The organism is Candidatus Tectomicrobia bacterium (assembly GCA_016192135.1).
Taxonomy (GTDB): Bacteria; UBA8248; UBA8248; order UBA8248; family UBA8248; genus 2-12-FULL-69-37.
In genome coordinates, this window is sequence record JACPUR010000001.1 from 1 (window position 1) to 18464 (window position 18464).

An 18464-nucleotide genomic window follows, 5' to 3' on the forward strand; every position below is an offset into this window, starting at 1 on the left:
AACTCCGGCAGCTACCCCGCGGATAACTTCTTCCCGGCCACCTTCGCGGCCGTGGGCTTCACCGACCAGGCCGGGGGCGATTACCGCCTCGCCGCCTCCAGCCCCTACAAGGGCGCGGGCACCGACGGCAAGGACCTCGGCGCGGACATCGGAGCCTTGACCGACGCCACGGGTGGGGCCGTCTCCGGGGTGATGCCCGTCGCGGTCGCCTCCAATCCGCCCGCCCAGCCCTCCGTGACGCCCCCGTCCTCCGATCCGGTCCCGTCCAACCCGGCTCCCTCGACGGCCTCCAACACATCGTCCCCCACCCCGTCCACTGCGACCTCCAGCGCGACACCGTCGACCGTGTCCAGCACCGGCAGCACCAGCTCCACCACCACCAGCCCCGCCGGCAGCAGCAGCGGCGTCAGCTCCGGTGGAGCCGCCGGCACCGGCTCCGGCCCCGCCGCGATCGCGGCCACGAGCGGGGGAAGCGGCGGCGGAGGAGGAGGGGGGGGCGGGTGCACGATCCGCTTCCAGCCGGGCGAGGGCGAGGGCTGGCTGAGCGGCCCCCTCAACATGCTCCTCCCCTGGCTGCCCCTGCTCCTCTTCGCGACGCGCCGCCGCTGCCTCAAGGCGAGGGCCCGCGTCCAAGAAGCGTGAGGGGCGGATGCTCCGGGCGGGGATGTGGGCGTATGGCCGGGGGGAGATGCTCGACGCGTCGATGGCGGCGCTCATGTTCACGGCCTTCGCCGGGAGCGCGGCCCCGCTGGCCCAGGGAGCCAGCCCCCCGGTGCCCCCGTACGCGGTCACCGCGATCGCGGGAATCCTGACGGCCGCCGGCTGGATGGGCTGGAAGCAGATCGGCCCGAAGGAAATGGGTTTCGCCTGGACTCTCCGGACGGCGCCCTGGACTCTCGCGGCGCTCGCGCTGGCGCTGCCGGGCGCGGCCCTCTGGGCCTGGACGGCGGGGGGAGATCGGGGAGGGGCCCCGGACGGCCTCCGGATATGGCTGGCGCTCATCGGCTTCCAGCTGCTCTGGGTCGCGCTCCCGGAGGAGCTTCTCTTCCGCGGGGCGCTTCAGGGGATGCTGCGGAGGGGAGACAGCGCCCAGGATCCTTTCCCCATTCCTCTTTCCGTCATCTGCTCCGGCATCCTCTTCGCCCTGGTCCATGTGATGGCGGAGCAGTCGGTGGGGGGACTCAGGGTCTTCGCGCCGGGGATCCTCTTCGGGGTCCTGCGGGAGCGGACGGGTTCCCTCCTCGCGCCCATCCTGGTCCACGCCGCGAGCAACGCGGCGCTGGCCGTGTTCCTGGGGCGCGCCGGCTGAGACTTCTCGCGGCACAACGGGTGCGGCACAACCGGCGGGCGCGCCGCCCGCGCGGCGGCGGACGGCCCGTCCCATGAGGGAATCGATGAAACCGCTTCCGGCCGTGCGAAAGACCCTGGCCGCGCTCGCGCTCCTCGCCGCGCTCGGCGCGGCCCTCCCGGCCGCGGGCGCTCCGGCCGGCGGCGAGGACCCCCTTTGGATGGGCCGGGGGGCCATGGAGAAGGAATGGGGCAAGGTCCTCCGCCTGAGCGGGGAGATTGGCCCCGCGGCGTACCGCTACGAAGAGCACTTCGGCGCCACGTCGAGCCGCTTCGAGTCCGAGGGAGTGTCCTGGACGCTGTTGGGGGAACTGGAGCTGCTCCCTCCGCTGGGGGTGGGCGCCGCCCTGGAGGTCACCCGCATCGGCCGGGACATCGAGACCTGGAGCAACCTCCCGGCCGGCACCGTCATCGGGACCCAGGTCGACCAGACGAACGACACCCAGGTGGACGTCGGCATGCTGGATATCTACGCCAGCCTGGCCGTCGTCCGCGCCGCGAGCCTCGAGCTGGAATTCCTGGCGGGGTGGCACTTCCTGCGCCACCGGTTCGAGCGGTCGAACTTCGCCTTCCAGGTGTCCGGGTTCACCATCCATTCCATCCTGGGGCCGGTGAGCGAGGACGTGTCGGCGGACGGGCCCTCCCTCGGCGCCCGCCTCACCGCGAAATACAACGGGTTCGTCCTGGGAGGGGGGCTCCAGTGGGCGTACCTTCCGAACCTGAGGGCGGAGAACAGCCTCCTCGGCAACATCGAGTCGGAGGGAAATTCCCTGCGCTGGAGGCTCGGCCTGGGCTACCGGGCGCGGGAGTGGCTGGAGCTGGGCCTTAGCTACCGGGGCACCTACATCGAGGTGGAGGAAGGCCGGAGCGTCAACGCCGTCCTCCCCAACAACCGGACCTACATCAACTCCATCTTCTTCCAGGCCGAGATCCGGTTCTAGCGGCGCCCGGTGGGCCGGGGCGCTCAGCCCTCCGCGGAGACGAGCCCGATCCGGATCGCGTAGCGCACCAGGCCGGGCACGTCGAAGATCTGCAGCCGCTCCATGATCTGCGCCCGGTGGGCCTCCACCGTCTTCGCGCTCACCTGAAGCGTGAACGCGATCTCCTTCGTGCTCTTTCCCTCCGCCATGAGCTGGAGAATCTGCCGCTGCCGGGGCGTGAGCGGGTCGAAGGGGCCTTTCGACTCCTCGGCCCGCTTCAGGTAGTCGTTCACCACTTTCCTGGAGATCCGGGGGCTCAGGTAGCTCTCCCCCCGGCAGACGGCCTGTATCGCCACCTCGAGCTCCGCCGGGACGGAATCCTTCACCAGATAGCCGGCCGCTCCCGAGCGCAGCGCCTGGAAGACGTACTCTTCGCTGCTGTACATGGAGAGGATGATGACGCGGACGCGTGGATGCTCCTTCACGATCCGGGCCGTCGCGTCCAGGCCGTTCAGCCCGGGCATCGCGATGTCCATCAGGATGACGTCGGGGGCGTCGCGCGCGGCGACTTCAAGCGCCTGGGGGCCGGTCGAGGCCTCCCCCGCCACCTCGACCCCGGCCATGCGCTCCAGAAGGGAGCGGATGCCCGCACGGACGATGGCATGGTCGTCCGCCAAAGCCACCCGGACGCTCGTCATCCAATTCCGGCCTTGCTTCGCCCTTGGATCCCTTCGTTCGAGGGCCGAAGGGGCACCTTGAGGCATATGCGGGTTCCGTTTCCGGGGGTGGACAGGATGTCGAGAGAGGCCCCGATGAGGGCGGCCCGCTCCTGCATCCCGACCAGCCCCATGCTCAGCCCGGCGGCGGCGTACCGCAGCTTGGATTCGGCGTCGAAACCCCTCCCGTCGTCCTGGACGACCATCTCATAGGCGCCGCCCGCGCGCCGGAAGGTGAGCTCGACCTCCTTGGCCTCCGCGTGGCGGCTGACGTTGGTCAGCGCCTCCTGGGCGATGCGGAAGCAGGCGGTTTCGACCTCGATGGGGAGCCGGCCGCCGACCGGATCGGCGTCGAAGTGGAGGCGGAACCCGCTGCGCTGGGCCTGGCGCCCGGCCGACCACCGGAGGGCGGCCACCAGCCCCAGGTCGTCCAGGATGGACGGGTGCAGGTCGAGCGAGAGGTTCCGGACCTGCCTCAGTAGGCTGTCGGCGAGGTCCGCGCTCTCGGCCAGGTACTTGGCGTTGGACATCGCCGGCGTCTGCAGGGCGAGGTCGAGGTTGATCTTGAGGGCGGTGAGGGCCTGGCCGGTTTCGTCGTGGAGCTCCCGGGCGATGGCCCGGCGCTCGGTCTCCTGCAGCTCCAGCAGCCGGCGGGAGAGGAACTGCAGCCGGTCGGCGTACTCCTTGAGCTTCTCCTGCTCTTCCTTCCGGGCGGTGATGTCCTGCGTCACCTTGGCGAAGCCGCCGAGCTGGCCGTCCTCCGTCCTCAGCGCCGCCATGAGCACGCTGGCGAAGAACCTCGATCCGTCCTTCCGGACGCGCCAGCCCTCCTCCCGGTGGCGCCCGTTCTCGGCCGCCAGCCGCAGCGCCTCCTCGGGCCTCAGATCGCGGAGGTCCTCCTGCGTATAGAAGCAAGAGAAGTGCCGGCCGACGATCTCGTCGGCGCGGTAGCCCTTGATCCGCTCGGCGCCGTCGTTCCAGGTGATCACGTTCCCGTGGGGGTCGATCAGGCAGATGGCGTAGTCCTGCACGCCCTCCACCAGCAGGCGGAACCGCTCCTCGACGCGCCGCATCTCATCCAGGGTCCGCTGCCGCTCCACCGCGATGGCCGCCATGCGGGCGGCCGACTCCAGCAGCTCCCGGTCCTTTTCGCTCGGGGAGAGGTGCGGCGAGGGGTGGTGCATGATGAGGGCCCCGAGGACCTCCCGCCCGGCCGAGACGATGGGGGCGCCCCAGCACGCCGGGAAGCCGTGCCGCGCCGCGAGACGGCGGTACTCCGCCCAGGGCGAGGCCGGCAGGGCGCCGTCCGCCCCCTCCCCCGGGACCGCGGGCAGGAGGGTGGAGGGGAGGTCCGAGTCCGGGGAGAGGGCCAGCTCCGGAATCGCCTCCGCGAACGCGGCGGGCAGGCGGGGCGCGGCGGCGACGCGCAGCCGCGTACCCTCCGGACCGTGCAGGAGAAGGGCGCAGAGGTCCCCGCCGCTCTCCCTCGCGGCGAAGGAGGCGATCGAATCGAGGATGGCCGGAAGGGGGGCGCCCGAGGCCATCTGGAGGAGGATCTCGTTCTGGTCCCGCACCAGGGCCTCGGCGTGCCTGCGCTCCTGTATCTCGGCGGCCAGGGTCCGGTTCGCCCGGGCCAGGGAGAGCGTCCGTTCCTCCACGCGCATCTCGAGCGATTCGTTGACCCTCTGGAGCTCCTCGGCCGCCCGCTTCCGCTCGCTGATGTCCCGGGTGAAGCAGCGCGTGTGGACGAGCCGGCCGTTCTCCCGGTGGGCGTTCAAGTCGAGGAGGACGTGCACGAGCGAGCCGTCCTTGCGCCTCAGCCGCGCTTCGTAGCCTTGGACCTCCCCGCCCCTCTCCAGCCTCCGCAGGATATCGTCCACCATCCCCGCGTCGGCGTGGAAATCGGCCGCCCGGCGGCCGATATACTCCTCCGGCGCGTATCCCAGAAGGGCGAGCTCGGCCTTGTTCGCCCAGATGATGATCCCCTCCGCGTTCACCCAGTGCATGCCCAGGACGGCGTTCTCGAGGAAGTTCGAGAGCTCCTCCTCCCGCCGCCGCAGCATCTGGTGGGTGGCCTGCCTTTCGTGGACGGAGGCCGCGAGGGAGAGGGCCATGAAGGAGATCAGCCCCAGGAACACCTGCAGGGAGAGGAGGGACTCGTGGCTCCAGGCCTCGTAGTCGGTCAGCCTGCCCCAGACGGCCATCCCGGAGAGGACGAAGACGGCGCCGGCCGTCTCCCGCGGGCCGAACCGGATGGCGGCCCAGAGCAGGGGGGAGACGCAGAGGTAGGAGAGCGGGTAGGGGCGCTCCCAGAGGGGGAGCCCGCTCTTGAACACGAAGATTCCGACGGCCAGGGTGAAGGCCGCGAGGGCCGCGAACTCCGGCAGCCGCCCGGGCATGCCGAGGTGGCGCTCCCGGACGGCCGCGAGCAGGATGAGGGGCGCGATGGTGAGGACGCTGGTCCCGTCCCCGAGCCACCAGGTGAGCCAGACCACCCCAGCGCCCGCCTCCCCGAAGGCCCCTCCCAGCCAGATGCTGAACAGCCCCACGGTGGCGCTGATCGAGGTCGCTCCCATCCCGGCGAGGATGGCGTACCGGAAGGTGTCCTGCGGCCGGTAGAAGCAGTCCCGCCCGTTCGCGAACCGGTTGACCAGGGCGGCGCCGGCCAGGGCCTCGAGCGTGTTCCCCATGGCGATGAGGAACGAGGGGAGGAGGGCTCCGTCGACCGTCGCGTTCGCCAGGAGCGCCCCCAGGAACACCCCGGGCCAGGCCCGGTGGCCCAGGAGCAGCAGGGAGGCCAGGGCGATCCCCGTGGGGGGCCACACCACGGTGGCATAGGGGCTGACGGTCGCGAGCTGCAGCCCCAGCTTGGCCGAGCCGAAATAGGCGGCCGCGAGGAGGGAGACGGCGGCGGCGTACCGGAGGGAGCCGCTCGCGGCCATCCGGGATATCCGGGGGGCGGGGCGGGGAATCGCGGGCGCCGGGGGACGCGCCTGGGCGGGATGAGTCTTTGCGTCCTGCGCGCGAGGCAGCATGAAGGGAAATGCCTTTCAGCAACGGACGGCGCAGGGCTCAATTTTTGTAAATTGAGACGGCCGCCTCTCCGGGCACCGTTTAACGTTCGTTTAATTTAAAAATCAGGCGGTTAGATTCTAAACCCGGAAGGAGCAGGAGAGATATCGGGGAAAAACCGGAGTTTCAATTAGCGAAACGAAATGGTTTCATGGCGGCGGCGCCCGGGAATTCGGCATTAGCTAAATGAAATCAACCGGTTGCGGACGGACGGCGCGGGTTTAGGTGCGGACCCGGGAGGCCCAGCTCCGGTTCGCCATGTATCACTCGACCAAGCGGGCCACCCCGTCCCCGAAGGCCACCTGGGGCCGCCAGCCGAGGAGGCGCCCGGCCTTCTCGATGCTGGCCCAGGTCTTCAGGACGTCGGCCTGGTGGCGATCCTGGTATTCGATTTGCGCCTTCTTCTCCAGCCGCTCCTCCACCTTCCGGACCGCATCCATGAGGACCACGGGCCGGTCCGAGCCCAGGTTGCTGGTCTCGTAGCCGAGGAGCTTGACCGCCGCGACAATACCTAGTCTATATAAAATCCAAAGAAAATCTTCTCTGCAAGTGTCCCAAAATCTGTCCTCAAACCTATAATATACGCCCCAGGCGCGAGGAGTTGGACGGGCGGCGTAACATGGAATGACCGACGACCCGTGAGAAGCGATCTGAGCCCACCACCCAGGTGGAAGCGAAGCCCCGAAGAAAGGAGGCACGGGCTGATGGCCGTATGTGCTTCGGAGGACTGGTATAGACCCTCTGGGCCGGGGCGTTAAGGCCGAAGCACTCAACAGGGGCGGTCGGAGATTCCAGCGCTTCCGTCAGCATCGGAAGGCAAAAAACTTGCTCCGTTCGGTTCTCCGGTTATGGCTGCCGTTGCAGAAGGTGTATCATGGAGTATTGTAGCGCTACCCGGAGATAGGTCACAGGAAGGTCGGGAGGACATTGCCCGGCGACTGCAAGGAAAAAATTGCGTATCATGGGGGTTAATTGTGGCTATCCTCCTTCTTGGTTGGAATTCCAAGCTCGGCTCAGCTTTGTACGAAAAAATCATCCATTCGGATCAAGAAATTCGGACCGAAGGAGGGGCAACAGAAGGCCTAGATTATGCGAAAGATCCGCCATTTCGTACGCTTTTTGCCAAACATAAGCCAAGGTGGATTATCAATTGTAATGCCTTGACGTCTCACAGCGAATGTGAGCACAACCCCGCCAAGGCTTTTGCGGCAAACGCATGGGCACCCGCACTTCTTGCAAAATTATGCCAAGAAGAAAATGTGGGATTGGTTCACTTGTCTACCAATTTTGTTTTTTCGCGTCCTCCGGCACATGGAGGATTTCTGACCGAAGAGGATCCTGTAGAGCCTTTTAACATTTATGGAAAGACCAAAGCCGAGGGGGAACGCTTAATTCAAGCGGTTATGGAATATTCTGATTGTTCTTATTATATTGTTCGTTCTTCATGGCTGTTCGGAAAGGGAGCGACCTGCAATCAGGTCGATGCCGATTTATTAGAGGACATGGCAAGAGCCGCGCTGCCAAACAGAAGAGTAAAAGCCACCTCGTTCGGATTTGAGCGGCTGTATGCGCCTACCAATGTGCATGAACTTGCTGACACTATCTTGCAAATGATTAATCAGACTCCTCCAAGAGGCATATATCATGCCGCAGGGTCGCTTGCATCACCAATCGGTTCTTTAGCTCAATACGTTTCGGAAATTGTCACGGAGATCACCAACGAATTAGTGCATGCCGAAATCGACGTGCAGCCGTTGGTCCCGAATGGCCGATCCCAAGTCCCTTGCAATGCAATTCTAGATTGCAATAAATTAAGAAATCAAGGAATTCGGACGCCGAGAGCTTGGATCGAGGGAGCCGAATCCTACATTAGAGATGTTATTTTTCAGTTGCTCAGCGAAGAGATGCAAGCATAATTTTTTCGATTCTTCGAAATTTTTGACCTGACAAGGTGATGTCCCAACCTTCCTGAAAAAGTGAAGCGGTGTAGGCTACCTTTCGCGGTCGAGCAATCAGCCCAAAGCACCTTGCAGGAGGGGCGGAAAGGAGGCCTACGCCGATGAAGAGGATACTCCCCCAAGGAGGCAGATAGGGGAAAAGAGTTTTCGGAGCGGCTCCGGGAGGGAAGCGGGGGCCACCTCCTGGACGAGGTGTTCACCTTCTCGGCTCGCCTCATGCTCCAGGAGGCAGTGGGGGGGCTGACGGCCTATTTGGGCTGGGCCCGCTACCGCCGGAGAGGCGGCAGCTCTGAGTGGCGGAACGGCTACGAGCCGAGGCGGCTCAAGACGACCGAGAGTTCTCTTCTCGTCCACTTTCCCAGGTGCGCGGTACCGGGAAGCCCTTCCACTCGCGCCTGGTGGAGGGCTTGGCGCAGGGCTCGGCCCGCCTTCAAGGGCTCGCCGCCCAGATGTACCTGAAAGGGCTCTCTGCGCCCGACGCCACGGGCGAGCAGATTCTGAACAAGAGCACCGTGAGCCGGGTGACGGAATCCTTGAACGCCGACTTCGAAGTGTTCAAGCGGCGGGCGCTCTTGGGGCTGGCGATGGCCCTACCTCTTCCTGGACGCCCTCTACCTGCGGTTTAGGCAGGGAAGCGCCGAGAAGGAGGGAGTGCTCCGCGCCTACGAGGTGCTGGAGGAGGGGAAAAAGGTCCTCCTGGGGCTGACGCTGGGAAGCAGGGAGTCACATGACGGTTGACCTTCCTACCCTACATGACTTGGCGGAGCGGGGCCTCAAGGAACCCCTTCTTGTGTGTTCGGATGGAATGCCTGTCCTGAGGCGCGCCCTCCTGGAGGTCTTCCCCCGCGCACTCAAGAAGCGCTGCCAGGTGCAGAAGATGCGGGACATCATCGCCAAGCTTCTCCGCCAGGTGGGCCGAAATCACGTCTTCACGGCCGGGAGCTTCGAGAAGGGTCTGCGGCGGGGCAAGTCCCTAATCGCCCTCTTCAGGGGGCGATTCCCCCGTGGCGATGGAAGCATTAGAGGTGAAGGACCTGGAAGAGGCTCTCGCGCACCTTAAGTGCCCACGTGAGCATCACAGGTACCTTCGGACCACGAACCTCTTGGAGCGCCTGATCGGGGAGGGCAGACGAAGGAGCAAGGTGTTCCCCGCTTCCCAGGCGGGCAAGCCTGCTTGAAGCTCCTCTACGCGAATCTGGTCGAGTCGGCCGGGGAGGGGCTCCTCTATGATTCTATAATTTCAACATCTTCTTGACGATGGAGGCCTTGATGGCACAGCGGGTGCTCATCACGGGCATCACTGGTTTCGCTGGAAGCCACCTAGCCGATCATTTGCTCTCCCTTGGCCACATAGTTTCGGGTCTCGTCCAGCCGGGCGCCAGCCTCGACAACGTTGCCCATCTCATTGGCCGGATCTCCCTCCTCGAAGGCGACCTTCTCGACGCTGGGCGGATTGCCGAAATTCTGGACGCCGAGCGGCCCCATCGGGTTTTCCACCTCGCAGCACAGAGCTACGTTCCGTCCTCTTGGGAGGACCCCGTCGCGACCTTCGGTGTTAATGTCACGGGTGGGATCCGCCTTTTGCAGAGTTGCCTCCCCTTTCGGGAGAGACTTCGTTTGGTGGTGGTGACCTCCGCCGAGATTTACGGAGGCGGTCCCCCCGACGGCCTTTTGACGGAAGAGTCTCCCTTCCTCCCCCGCAATCCGTACGCCGTGAGCAAGCTTGCACTCGATCTGGTGGTCGGCCAGTTCGGGAAGGCGAAGGGGTTACCGATTGTGAGGTTGCGGCCCTCAAATCACATCGGTCCGCGGCAGTCCCCTCGCTTCGTCATCTCGCGTTTCGCCAAGGAGGCGGCCGAGATCGAAGCGGGGTTGCGGGAACCCCTCATCCGAGTAGGGGATCTAGAAATCGCACGGGACTTCACTGATGTGCGCGACGTGGTGCGGGCCTACGCGCTCGTGGCCGAGCGGGGAAAGCCTGGTGAAGGCTATCTCGTCTGCTCGGGGATTCCGCGTCGGGTGGGGGATGGGCTCGACCTTCTTCTCGGAATGCTCCAGGTGCCCGTGCGAGTGGAGCGCGATCCTTCTATTGGCCGCGCGGCCGACAGCTCGCACCAGCGCTTCTCTTATGCCCGGTTGGAGGCCGATGCGGGCTGGCGGCCTGAAATCTCCTTCGATCAGACCCTGCGGGACACTCTGGCTTACTGGCGCGGAAAGGTCCAGGCAGGCTCTTGATCTCCTTGGGACGAACCAGCAACAAGTTAGGGGGAGAACGTGCTACACAGTCTGTATTCCGGCGAAATACGGTAATTGGATTCATTGTCTCAGGTCCGGATCTGAGAAGTCCAACTCCGGTTGGCCATGTACCACTCGACGAGACGGGCGGCCCCGTCCCCGAAGGGTACCTGGGGCCGCCAGCCGAGCAGGCGCTCGGCCTTCTCGATGCTGGCCCAGGTCCTGAGGACGTCGGCCTGGTGGCGGTCCTGGTATTCGATTTGCGCCTTCTTCTCCAGTAGCTCCTCCACCTTCCGGACCGCGTCCATGAGCATCACGGGCTGGTCCGAGCCCAGGTTGATGATCTCGTAGCCGAGGGGCTTGAGGGCCGCGACCGTGCCCCGGGCGATGTCCTCCACGAAGGTGAAGTCTCGCTCCTGGCGGCCGTCCCCGAACACCTGCACGGGCTTCCCCTCCGCTATCCACTGGACGAAGCGGAAGAGGCTCATGTCGGGCCGGCCGGCGGGGCCGTAGACGGTGAAGTAGCGCAGCACCGTCACGTCGATGCCGTACAGGAAATGATAGGTGCTGCAGAGCACCTCGGCCGCCTTCTTGGACGCGGCGTAGGGGGAGAGGGGCCGGTCGGTGGGTGCCTCCTCCCGGAAGGGGACGGGCGTGCCATCCCCGTACGCGCTCGAGGTCGAGGCGAGCACAAACTTCCTGACCCCGAACTCCCGGCAGAGCTCGAGGAGGTTCAGGGTGCCCATGACATTCGTCTCGTAATAGACCCAGGGGTTCTCGACGGACTGCCGTACCCCCGCCCGGGCCGCCAGGTTCAGGACGGCGGCCCAGGGGGGCTCCCCGGCCCGCGGGGCGCCCCGCTCGAAGAGGGCCCTCAGCCCGGCCAAGTCCCCGATGTCCAGCCGGTGGAACTCGAACCCCGGCCGCCCCTTGAGCTGGCCCAGCCGCCACTCCTTCAGGCGCAGGTCATAAGCGTCGTTCAGGTTGTCGAGGGCGACGACCCGGTGGCCCTGCTCCAGGAGCCGCTCGCACACCTTCGAGGCGATGAAGCCCGCGGCGCCTGTGACGAGGTGGGTGGGCAAAGCGGTATCCTGCTCATTACTCATGAAGGGGCGAATTCATATCAATTTGGGGCCGCTGCGCTTGCCAAAGCACATTATCATGGCCTGGATGGGCCCGAGTATGCAAGATGAGCCTGGCGGGAAAGTTGCCAGAACTTTCTCGTCCGGCTATTTTCATTTCGCAGATCTGAGCCAATCGCCATTGAGGCAATCATGAATCGCGTGGCCATCACCGCGAGGCTATTCGCAGAAGTGGACCGCGCACCTCTCGCCCTCCTGGAAAAGGCAGGGGTGGAATGGGCGCTCAATTCATCGGGAAAGCATCTGGACGAGGATGGAATTATCGCCCTGGCCGCGGATTCCGAGGCCTTGATCGCGGGCACCGAACCCATCACGGCGCGTCTTATGAGCCGCTTGCCGCGGCTTCGCCTGATCTCTCGGGTCGGGATCGGGCTGGACAGCGTAGACCTGGCGGCGGCGAAGGCACAGGGGATTCAGGTCGCCTATACGCCGGATGCCCCTTCCACGGCCGTAGCGGAGTTGACCGCCGCCTTCATGCTCTCGATGCTGCGGGGCATTCCCATCGCCGACGCCTCCATCCGGCGGGGTGAGTGGAGCCGCGTCCTCGGACGCTCGCTGTCGGAGACGACCGTCGGCGTCGTGGGAGTGAACCGGATCGGAAAGAAACTGATACGGCTGCTGGCCCCTTTCGGGCCTCGCTTCCTGGGGAATGATCTCGTGCGGGACGAGGCCTTCGGCGCCGAGTTCGGCCTTCAGTGGGCGGAAAAAGAGCGGCTTTACCGGGAAGCCGACGTCATCACCCTGCATGTGCCTCTCACGGCGGATACGAGGGGCATGATCGGCGCGCGGGAGCTGGCGATGATGAAACGGGATGCCATCCTGATCAACACGGCGCGCGGGGGGGTGGTGGACGAGGCGGCCTTGGCCGAGGCCCTGCGGCAGGGTCGCCTGGGCGGGGCGGCCTTGGACGTTTTTCAGAAGGAGCCCTATGCGGGCGAGCTTGCCCGGCTCGACAACTGCCTCCTCACCTGCCACATGGGCTCGAGCACGCGGTCCTCCCGCCTGCGGATGGAGATGGAGGCAGCCGAGAACGTGGTCGCATTCTTTATGGAAGGCCGCCGCGCGACCTTGATCCCGGAGCACGAATACGATTCAAAGGGGCAGGACTGAAGCTTGGTCCTGACAAGACTGCGGCGGAGACCCGATCGCTGAAGATCTACGGGGTCATCGGGGGACGAGCGCCCGCTTCTCCTGCCCGGCGGCCTTCAGCACGACCCCTCCCAGCACCACATGCATGGTCTCCAACATTTGTTTTCCTCTCCGCCTCCCCCCGTGGCAGTCCACGAAGGTGAACCTCCCCTCCTTCACCCGGAAGACGGCGGCGTCCCCTCGCGCTCCGGGCCGCAGGGTGCCGATTTCCCTCTCCAGGCCCAGCCAGCGGGCCGTCGTCTGGGTGCTGAGCCGGATAACTTCCGCTAAAGGAAAACCGAGCGCCAGGAACTTGCCGATGAGGTTCGGGAAGCTCCACACCGGCCCGTTGATGCAGTGGGCGTGGAGGTCGGTGCTGAGGTTCCCCGGCATGAGGCCCTGGGCCATGGCGGTCTCCAGGGTCTCGAAGCGGAAGCTGGCCTGGCCGTGCGCCACGTCGAGGAGGATGCCCCGGTCCCGCGCCTCCCACACCGCCCGGCGCACCTTCCCCCGGCGGTCCAGGATGCTCTCCCGCCGCCCGTGAAAGGCGTGGGTGAGCACGTCCCCCGGCCGGAGGCGCCGGAGAATCTTGGGGAGGCTCTCCGGGGTGTCCCCCACGTGGACCATGAGGGGGACGCGGAGGGCCTTGGCGGCCTCCAGGGCCGGGTCGAGGGGCCTCCCGCCGCTGCGGCCCACCACGTTTCGGCTCAGGCGCACCTTCATCCCCACGAGGAGGTCACGGTGCGCCTTGTAGCATTCGAGGGCGCGCTCCACGCCCAGGGCGCGCATGTCAATGTTTTCTCCAATGCCCGGCAGGAGGAGGCCCCCCGCCGAGATGTTCAGGAAGGCGCGCACCGTGGGCCGGGCGGCATCGAGAATCCATCGGCGAAAGCTGGGGAAGGTTTGCGCCCCGGCGCTGCCGGTGTCCACGGCGGTGGTCACCCCCCGGGCCAGCATGCCCTTCTCCAGAGAGACTCCATAATGCGAAATTCCCTCGAAGAAATGGCAGTGGAGGTCCACCAGCCCCGGGGTCACGAGCTTCCCTCGGGCGTCGAGGGTGGGCATTCCCCGCAGCTCGATGTGGGGGGCAATGCGGCGGACGCGTCCCCGGCGGATCTCCACGTCCATCGTCCCCTCGATGCCCTGGGAGGGGTCGGTGAGGTACCCGCCGCGGATGAGGAGGTCGCCAGTCATCGCCTACTCTCAACCGCTCTTCTCGAAGTCTAAAACGACGTGGTATGGCAGTCGAGGAGACTTTGCGCTCGCCTTCACAGGACTCTCACCACTGCTTCTTTGTCATGAGAGTTCTGGAAGACTATCCTATACAAGTCCTGCCGTCGGGAAAAATAATCTAACAACGTATTATAATAATGTCCTCTAAGGAGGATATAATCGACGGAGTGGCGCTTTAAATACGACATAAGCTGAGGATCTTCAATCTCATAGGGTTTTTCCATGGGTTTAAACAAAGGATGTTCCATCTTCTTGGCCTGGCTGTATGTATTGGCAAATGCGAATAAAGGTGTTTTCGCTGGAACAATAACAAGATCATGGGGTGCATAAATGGATACGACATCCCCTCCGAGAGGATCGACCAAGATGTTGCTATATGGGAGCGAGCGAATAAAGCCAATCAAGTCCCCGGAAACTCGAAGGGGATTTCCTTTCCCCCACCAGTCCATGGCAGGTCTTTTCCTGAGAAAAATATCGCTAAGCGATCGAACGTAATTTGCGCTGAATAGTGGCAGCGTGAGCAGAAAAATGCCGAGAACGGTCGAAAATACATTAGGAGCGGGCCAACGGTGTTCGCGCAAGATTCTCTTCCAGGGAGTGAAAGGGATGAAAAAAATAGAAAATACAAATCCGAGAGTTATAATTGTAGTGCCTGTTCCTGCCAATATCATCCCGCTCCTCCACCACAACCAAAGCAACAAACCCAAAACTAGCATTATCGAAAGGGGGGCAGCCATACCCGAAAAATGATCGGCGCATTTTGCGAAAATCATTCGGGTGAATCTGGCGAAAGCGGCGCCGATTACGAGATAAGAAAAAATGTAAAGCAACCGGATCGTCGACACGAAAAATTCACTATACGTCAAATAAAGAATCACAAGCAGGCTAAAGTTCCATGCGAGGGATAAAAACCAGAATAATACATAAAAGTAAGCCAGATGCCGCTCCTCCTTATCTCCGGCAAAGAGCAACCAAAGGGCCGAAATGGCGGAAATGACCAAAAATGGGGATATGTCCCACCCCTTGTATAAAAAAGGTTCAGAAGAAGGAGGAGAAATGTACACTGGGGAAACCTTGGCGGGAAAATTAAAAATATTCCTGAAACCCACGAGGTTTTCAGGCCGGAGGAGAAGTTGAACCGCCCCCGACTTAACTCGCCTTTCGTTCTGTGCTGACCAATTCATCGAGACAGACGGAGACAATACAAAATGATAGAAAATCCCGAATGAGACGGCCACGGCGAAAGCCGCCGCCCATCTTGTCAACGCGGCTTTTCTTCGGCGAAGAGGAAACAATACAAGCGTGAGCCCAAGCATTCCCAGATACAAAGCGGTTTGGACATACTCCCTGGGATGCCATAGGAACGTCGCCACCATCCCACCAAGAACCAGAAGGCCGTTCTTCCAGTCGAAGCGCCTCACCGCCTGTATCATTAACCCGATAATTAACGCCAGCAGAATATCCATGGCCGAATCGCCGTGATGACTGGAACCCATAAAGATCGTCGCAGCGCGCAAATGCACCCATATCCATGCCCAACGAGTTGGTGGGACGAAAATGAGGGCACCGAGGCACATCATGAGGACTGCCCAGAATATTATCTCGCATTTCTTTCTGTGGATGAATATTCTGGCCGTCATCAGATAGAGACCCGAGAGCCCCAGGACGGGGATTACGAAGCGCGCCCTGAAAATGAGGGGGAGAGGATCCAGATTGACAGAACGCGCCCAGGCGGCGAGGAGATACTCCCAAAACTGAACTAAATTCGGGGGGAAATCGGCCGGACTAAGCCCCAACTGATCCATTACCATTGGGGCACCGAAATATTTCCGTACGAATATGGCTTGAAGGAGGATTTCCGCTGCAATGTCTTTAACTGTTTCCGTTCCCCAGCGGTAAGTCCCGTAGGCCATGAGGATCAAGACGAGAAGAATCCCCATCGAGCTCCAATTTAAGGGAGCCGGATATTTCCACAGGGCAAAGGATGGAAATATGAAGTCTGACCGGCCGGAACGGAAAATCTTCAAGGTTGACAGAAACAGACCCACCGCGCTGATCGAAAAGAGCAGCATGACCCAGGTGCCTATTCTTGCGCCAAGATAAAAGGGAACAGGCAGAAGAAAAACCTCGATCGTCATCGTCAGGGCAAAAGAAAGAGCTGTGGCTTCCAGGAAGTGGCGGGAACGGAAGCCCAGCGCCTCGCCCCAGAAAAGCCCCGGAAGCACAAAGATGAAGAGGCTGCCCCAGAGGATGCGTACGTGTTGCTCTGCCGTCAGAGGAGGGCCGCCCGCGGCGAACCAATAAAAGGGGACGCCTAGAAAGATCAGAGATATTCCCAGGTATAGGAAATGAGATCTTCGCTCAAGCTTCACGGAAGATGGTTCCCCTCGCCATCTGCCTCATCCTCTGCGTGGGTTGGATCGGGATGAAAAATGAACGCGCCAGCACTCCCCGACGGCAAGCATGTCCCATTCCGTGGGAAGGCAATCCGTCAAGCGTCGTGACCCGTGCAATTATATGCGCAGTTCGATCTGACACAATATCTAGAGTTTCTCAAATTCGCAGCGATGAAACAACTAATAAGGGCGCCCCGCCCCCTTTCTCGTCCGGGACCCGTCTGCCAGGAGCACTTGCCCTGAATAAAAATATCCGGCAAGCTTAGGCTCACGCAATGTCCCGGCCGCGAAGGAGAAAGGGCCCTCAGTAGGGGAGGCACATCGGGTTGGTTGCCTGGAACGGGCCGAACCGGCGGAGGATGCTCTTTTCCCTCCGGGCAATGCTATGTGTGGCCCTCTTGTTTCTCCTCTACCGCTACTTTCCGGCCGAGGGTTTCCAAAAAGAACTGTTCCGGCTGCGGCTTGCTCCCCTCCTCCTGGCCGCATTGGGATATCTGGCCATCCAGCTCGCCGCATCGTTGCGGTTTTCCCTCGCCCTGGGGGCGATGGGGTTCCGCGTGCCCCTCGCGCGGGTGATTCATCTTCATTTCGTCTCTTTGTTCTTCAATATGCTCCTGCCCGGGGGGATTGGTGGGGACGCGGCCAAGGGCTACTACCTGCGGGCCTCCTCCGACCACTGGGGCAAGGGAATCCTCGCCGCCCTGCTGGATCGCTACCTGGGACTCGTCAGCCTCACGGCGCTCGCTCTCGCCTCGGGTATCATGCTCCACACGCCGGGACTCCGCGGCGCCGCCCCTCTTCCCTGGATCCTGGGCTTCTTGGTCCTCACCTCCTCGGCCCCCTACGCCTTGAGGGCCGGATGGCTCCGGGGGATCCTCCGCCGGGGGCTCGGGCGGTTTGCCTGGGCGTCGGGCGCCACCGGCGCCGCGGATGAAGGCATCCGGGCCGCCCGGCGTCCGAGGCTGCTCGCGCTGGGAGCGATCCTCACCCTCTCGTATTACATGGGTTCCTCGGTTGTCCATCTGCTCCTGGGGAAAGCCTTCGGGGCCGAGCTGGAGTACTGGCCGACGTTCCACCTTCTCATCGTCGTCGCGCTCGTATCCTCCCTCCCTCTCCTGCCGGGCGCCCACGGCCAGCGGGAGGCAGCCTACGTCGTCATGTTCACGGCTTACGGCCTGAGCCGGAGCCAGAGCTTTCTCCTCGCCGCCCTCGCCCTGGGCATGCTCCTCCTCGGGGCTGTGGTGGGGGGATTCCTCTATTTGACGCTTCGGGCTTCCCGAGAGGATGGCCTCACAATCCAGAGGCCGACTTTGGTATCTTGAAACGGATTTCACCTTCTGGACGCCGGGATTGGCGCTCGGCCAGCGGGTCCACGCCGGATGGCTGGGCCAGCCTCTCGCACCCGTGATCAGGAGCGCTATGAGTCCCGCCCTGCTCCCCAAATTCCCGCACTCCATTTCCCTCCTCACCTGGGGCTATGACGAAGAGGCGCTCATTGACGAGTTCATGGAGCGGGCGCTCCGCATGCTCGAATCCGTCGCCGATGAGTTCGAGATCATCTACGTCAACGACGGAAGCACGGACCGGAGCGCGGAAATCCTCCGCAGATGGGAGGCCCGCGAGCCGAGGCTCAGGGTGATCACGAATGAAAGGAACCTGAACGTCGGCTGGAACACGCGGATTGCCGTTGCGGCGGCGCGGAAAGACTATCTTCTCTGGCAGATGGTGGATTGGTGCTACGATATTTCTTCTTTGCGGGACCACCTCGAATTGCTGAATTCGGTTGACGTTGTACAGGGCGTGCGGATAGGCCCCTCCATGTGGATTTACCGCGTCCCGATCCTGGGAGCGATCATCTGGGGCGTCCGCCGATCGGACAATCTTTACAAGGGCTTCATATCACTCATGAACTACGCTCTCTTACGGATCCTTTTCCGGGTCCCATTCCACGACTTCCAAAACGTGACGATTTACCCTCGCGGGCTTGCGCAGTCGCTTCATCTTGAAAGCACCACCTCATTCATTAATCCCGAGATGCTCTTGAAGGCATACTGGAGCGGTGCCAGCTTCGTCGAGGTACCCGTTGAGTTCATCCCGAGAGATAAAGGAACAGCCAAGGGATCCAAGCTAGGCTCGATCTTCAGATCTGTGCGCGAGATATTGGGATACTGGTGGAGATGGACCGTCCGCGGAGAAATCAGAGACCGGAACAGGGGGAAAATCGTCAGACTGAGTCAGATTCTCAAGGAACTCAGGAAGAAGGAAGTTGCCATCAGGGAATGGGCCCGATAGCCACGGGCCTCCTCCGCCATCTTTT

18 protein-coding genes are annotated in these 18464 nt (G+C 63.1%); 12 read left to right on the top strand and 6 right to left on the bottom strand.

Annotated features, from left to right (window positions below; genetic code table 11):
• The 3 genes from HYZ11_00005 to HYZ11_00015 form a co-directional block, all read left to right on the top strand.
• On the top strand, nucleotides 1–642 hold a 642-nt coding region (locus HYZ11_00005; protein ID MBI3125969.1), incomplete at its 5' end, for a hypothetical protein.
• Nucleotides 643–649: 7 nt separating this feature from the next.
• Nucleotides 650–1309, top strand: a complete 660-nt coding sequence (locus HYZ11_00010; GenBank protein ID MBI3125970.1) for a CPBP family intramembrane metalloprotease — start codon at nucleotides 650–652, stop codon at nucleotides 1307–1309.
• An 85-nt stretch (nucleotides 1310–1394) separates the two neighbouring features.
• Nucleotides 1395–2288, top strand: a complete 894-nt coding sequence (locus HYZ11_00015; GenBank protein ID MBI3125971.1) for a hypothetical protein — start codon at nucleotides 1395–1397, stop codon at nucleotides 2286–2288.
• 23 nt (nucleotides 2289–2311) lie between these two features.
• On the opposite strand, the gene HYZ11_00020 is transcribed toward HYZ11_00015, so the two are convergent.
• The 3 genes from HYZ11_00020 to HYZ11_00030 form a co-directional block, all read right to left on the bottom strand.
• A complete protein-coding gene (locus HYZ11_00020; protein MBI3125972.1) occupies nucleotides 2312–2965 on the bottom strand; it encodes a response regulator transcription factor in 654 nt (217 codons plus the stop codon).
• A complete protein-coding gene (locus HYZ11_00025; protein MBI3125973.1) occupies nucleotides 2962–5925 on the bottom strand; it encodes a PAS domain S-box protein in 2964 nt (987 codons plus the stop codon). Before HYZ11_00025 ends, HYZ11_00020 begins: the two co-directional genes overlap by 4 nt.
• Nucleotides 5926–6318: 393 nt before the next feature.
• Nucleotides 6319–6504 carry a hypothetical protein gene (locus HYZ11_00030; protein MBI3125974.1) on the bottom strand — a complete coding sequence of 62 codons (186 nt, stop codon included), beginning with the start codon at nucleotides 6502–6504 and terminating at the stop codon, nucleotides 6319–6321.
• A 525-nt stretch (nucleotides 6505–7029) separates the two neighbouring features.
• Between HYZ11_00030 and HYZ11_00035 the strand changes: the two genes are divergently transcribed.
• The 6 genes from HYZ11_00035 to HYZ11_00060 all read left to right on the top strand — a co-directional run bounded on the left by HYZ11_00035 (nucleotide 7030) and on the right by HYZ11_00060 (nucleotide 10248).
• Entirely contained in the window at nucleotides 7030–7971 is a 942-nt protein-coding gene (locus HYZ11_00035) for a sugar nucleotide-binding protein (GenBank protein MBI3125975.1), read from the top strand.
• Between the two features lie 335 nt (nucleotides 7972–8306).
• Entirely contained in the window at nucleotides 8307–8639 is a 333-nt protein-coding gene (locus HYZ11_00040; protein ID MBI3125976.1) for a hypothetical protein, read from the top strand.
• Nucleotides 8614–8751 carry a hypothetical protein gene (locus HYZ11_00045; GenBank protein ID MBI3125977.1) on the top strand — a complete coding sequence of 46 codons (138 nt, stop codon included), beginning with the start codon at nucleotides 8614–8616 and terminating at the stop codon, nucleotides 8749–8751. Before HYZ11_00040 ends, HYZ11_00045 begins: the two co-directional genes overlap by 26 nt.
• Entirely contained in the window at nucleotides 8741–9073 is a 333-nt protein-coding gene (locus HYZ11_00050; GenBank protein ID MBI3125978.1) for a transposase, read from the top strand. The genes HYZ11_00045 and HYZ11_00050 overlap by 11 nt, the downstream gene beginning before the upstream one ends.
• Nucleotides 9039–9191 (top strand): transposase, encoded by a 153-nt coding sequence (locus HYZ11_00055; GenBank protein MBI3125979.1) that lies wholly within the window; start codon nucleotides 9039–9041, stop codon nucleotides 9189–9191. The genes HYZ11_00050 and HYZ11_00055 overlap by 35 nt, the downstream gene beginning before the upstream one ends.
• A gap of 91 nt (nucleotides 9192–9282) precedes the next feature.
• On the top strand, nucleotides 9283–10248 hold the full coding sequence (locus tag HYZ11_00060; GenBank protein MBI3125980.1) for a GDP-mannose 4,6-dehydratase: 966 nt from the start codon (nucleotides 9283–9285) through the stop codon (nucleotides 10246–10248).
• An 89-nt stretch (nucleotides 10249–10337) separates the two neighbouring features.
• Here the strand turns inward: HYZ11_00060 and HYZ11_00065 are convergent, their stop codons facing one another.
• Nucleotides 10338–11354 carry an NAD-dependent epimerase/dehydratase family protein gene (locus tag HYZ11_00065; GenBank protein ID MBI3125981.1) on the bottom strand — a complete coding sequence of 339 codons (1017 nt, stop codon included), beginning with the start codon at nucleotides 11352–11354 and terminating at the stop codon, nucleotides 10338–10340.
• 168 nt (nucleotides 11355–11522) lie between these two features.
• On the opposite strand from HYZ11_00065, the gene HYZ11_00070 reads away from it, so the two are divergent.
• Nucleotides 11523–12500 (top strand): phosphoglycerate dehydrogenase, encoded by a 978-nt coding sequence (locus tag HYZ11_00070; protein ID MBI3125982.1) that lies wholly within the window; start codon nucleotides 11523–11525, stop codon nucleotides 12498–12500.
• A gap of 54 nt (nucleotides 12501–12554) precedes the next feature.
• Here HYZ11_00070 and HYZ11_00075 read toward each other — a convergent pair whose 3' ends face one another.
• Both HYZ11_00075 and HYZ11_00080 read right to left on the bottom strand, forming a co-directional pair.
• The gene (locus HYZ11_00075; protein ID MBI3125983.1) at nucleotides 12555–13712 is read right to left on the bottom strand and encodes an amidohydrolase/deacetylase family metallohydrolase; all 1158 of its coding nucleotides are present in this window, start codon (nucleotides 13710–13712) and stop codon (nucleotides 12555–12557) included.
• Nucleotides 13713–13786: 74 nt separating this feature from the next.
• Nucleotides 13787–16123: a hypothetical protein gene (locus HYZ11_00080; protein MBI3125984.1), complete on the bottom strand. Its 2337-nt coding sequence runs from the start codon at nucleotides 16121–16123 to the stop codon at nucleotides 13787–13789.
• Between the two features lie 413 nt (nucleotides 16124–16536).
• Between HYZ11_00080 and HYZ11_00085 the strand changes: the two genes are divergently transcribed.
• Together HYZ11_00085 and HYZ11_00090 are read left to right on the top strand one after the other, a co-directional pair.
• Entirely contained in the window at nucleotides 16537–17469 is a 933-nt protein-coding gene (locus HYZ11_00085) for a flippase-like domain-containing protein (GenBank protein ID MBI3125985.1), read from the top strand.
• A 28-nt stretch (nucleotides 17470–17497) separates the two neighbouring features.
• Nucleotides 17498–18439 carry a glycosyltransferase family 2 protein gene (locus HYZ11_00090; protein MBI3125986.1) on the top strand — a complete coding sequence of 314 codons (942 nt, stop codon included), beginning with the start codon at nucleotides 17498–17500 and terminating at the stop codon, nucleotides 18437–18439.
• Nucleotides 18440–18464: the final 25 nt, after the last annotated feature.

Excerpts from the sequence above, each read along its gene's own strand:
- HYZ11_00015 (MBI3125971.1), top strand. The coding sequence starts at position 1,395 with ATGAAACCGCTTCCGGCCGTGCGAAAGACCCTGGCCGCGCTCGCGCTC.
- HYZ11_00010 (MBI3125970.1), top strand. The coding sequence starts at position 650 with ATGCTCCGGGCGGGGATGTGGGCGTATGGCCGGGGGGAGATGCTCGAC.
- HYZ11_00020 (MBI3125972.1), bottom strand. The coding sequence starts at position 2,965 with ATGACGAGCGTCCGGGTGGCTTTGGCGGACGACCATGCCATCGTCCGT.
- HYZ11_00050 (MBI3125978.1), top strand. The coding sequence starts at position 8,741 with ATGACGGTTGACCTTCCTACCCTACATGACTTGGCGGAGCGGGGCCTC.
- HYZ11_00025 (MBI3125973.1), bottom strand. The coding sequence starts at position 5,925 with ATGGCCGCGAGCGGCTCCCTCCGGTACGCCGCCGCCGTCTCCCTCCTC.
- HYZ11_00065 (MBI3125981.1), bottom strand. The coding sequence starts at position 11,354 with ATGAGTAATGAGCAGGATACCGCTTTGCCCACCCACCTCGTCACAGGC.
- HYZ11_00070 (MBI3125982.1), top strand. The coding sequence starts at position 11,523 with ATGAATCGCGTGGCCATCACCGCGAGGCTATTCGCAGAAGTGGACCGC.
- HYZ11_00060 (MBI3125980.1), top strand. The coding sequence starts at position 9,283 with ATGGCACAGCGGGTGCTCATCACGGGCATCACTGGTTTCGCTGGAAGC.
- HYZ11_00075 (MBI3125983.1), bottom strand. The coding sequence starts at position 13,712 with ATGACTGGCGACCTCCTCATCCGCGGCGGGTACCTCACCGACCCCTCC.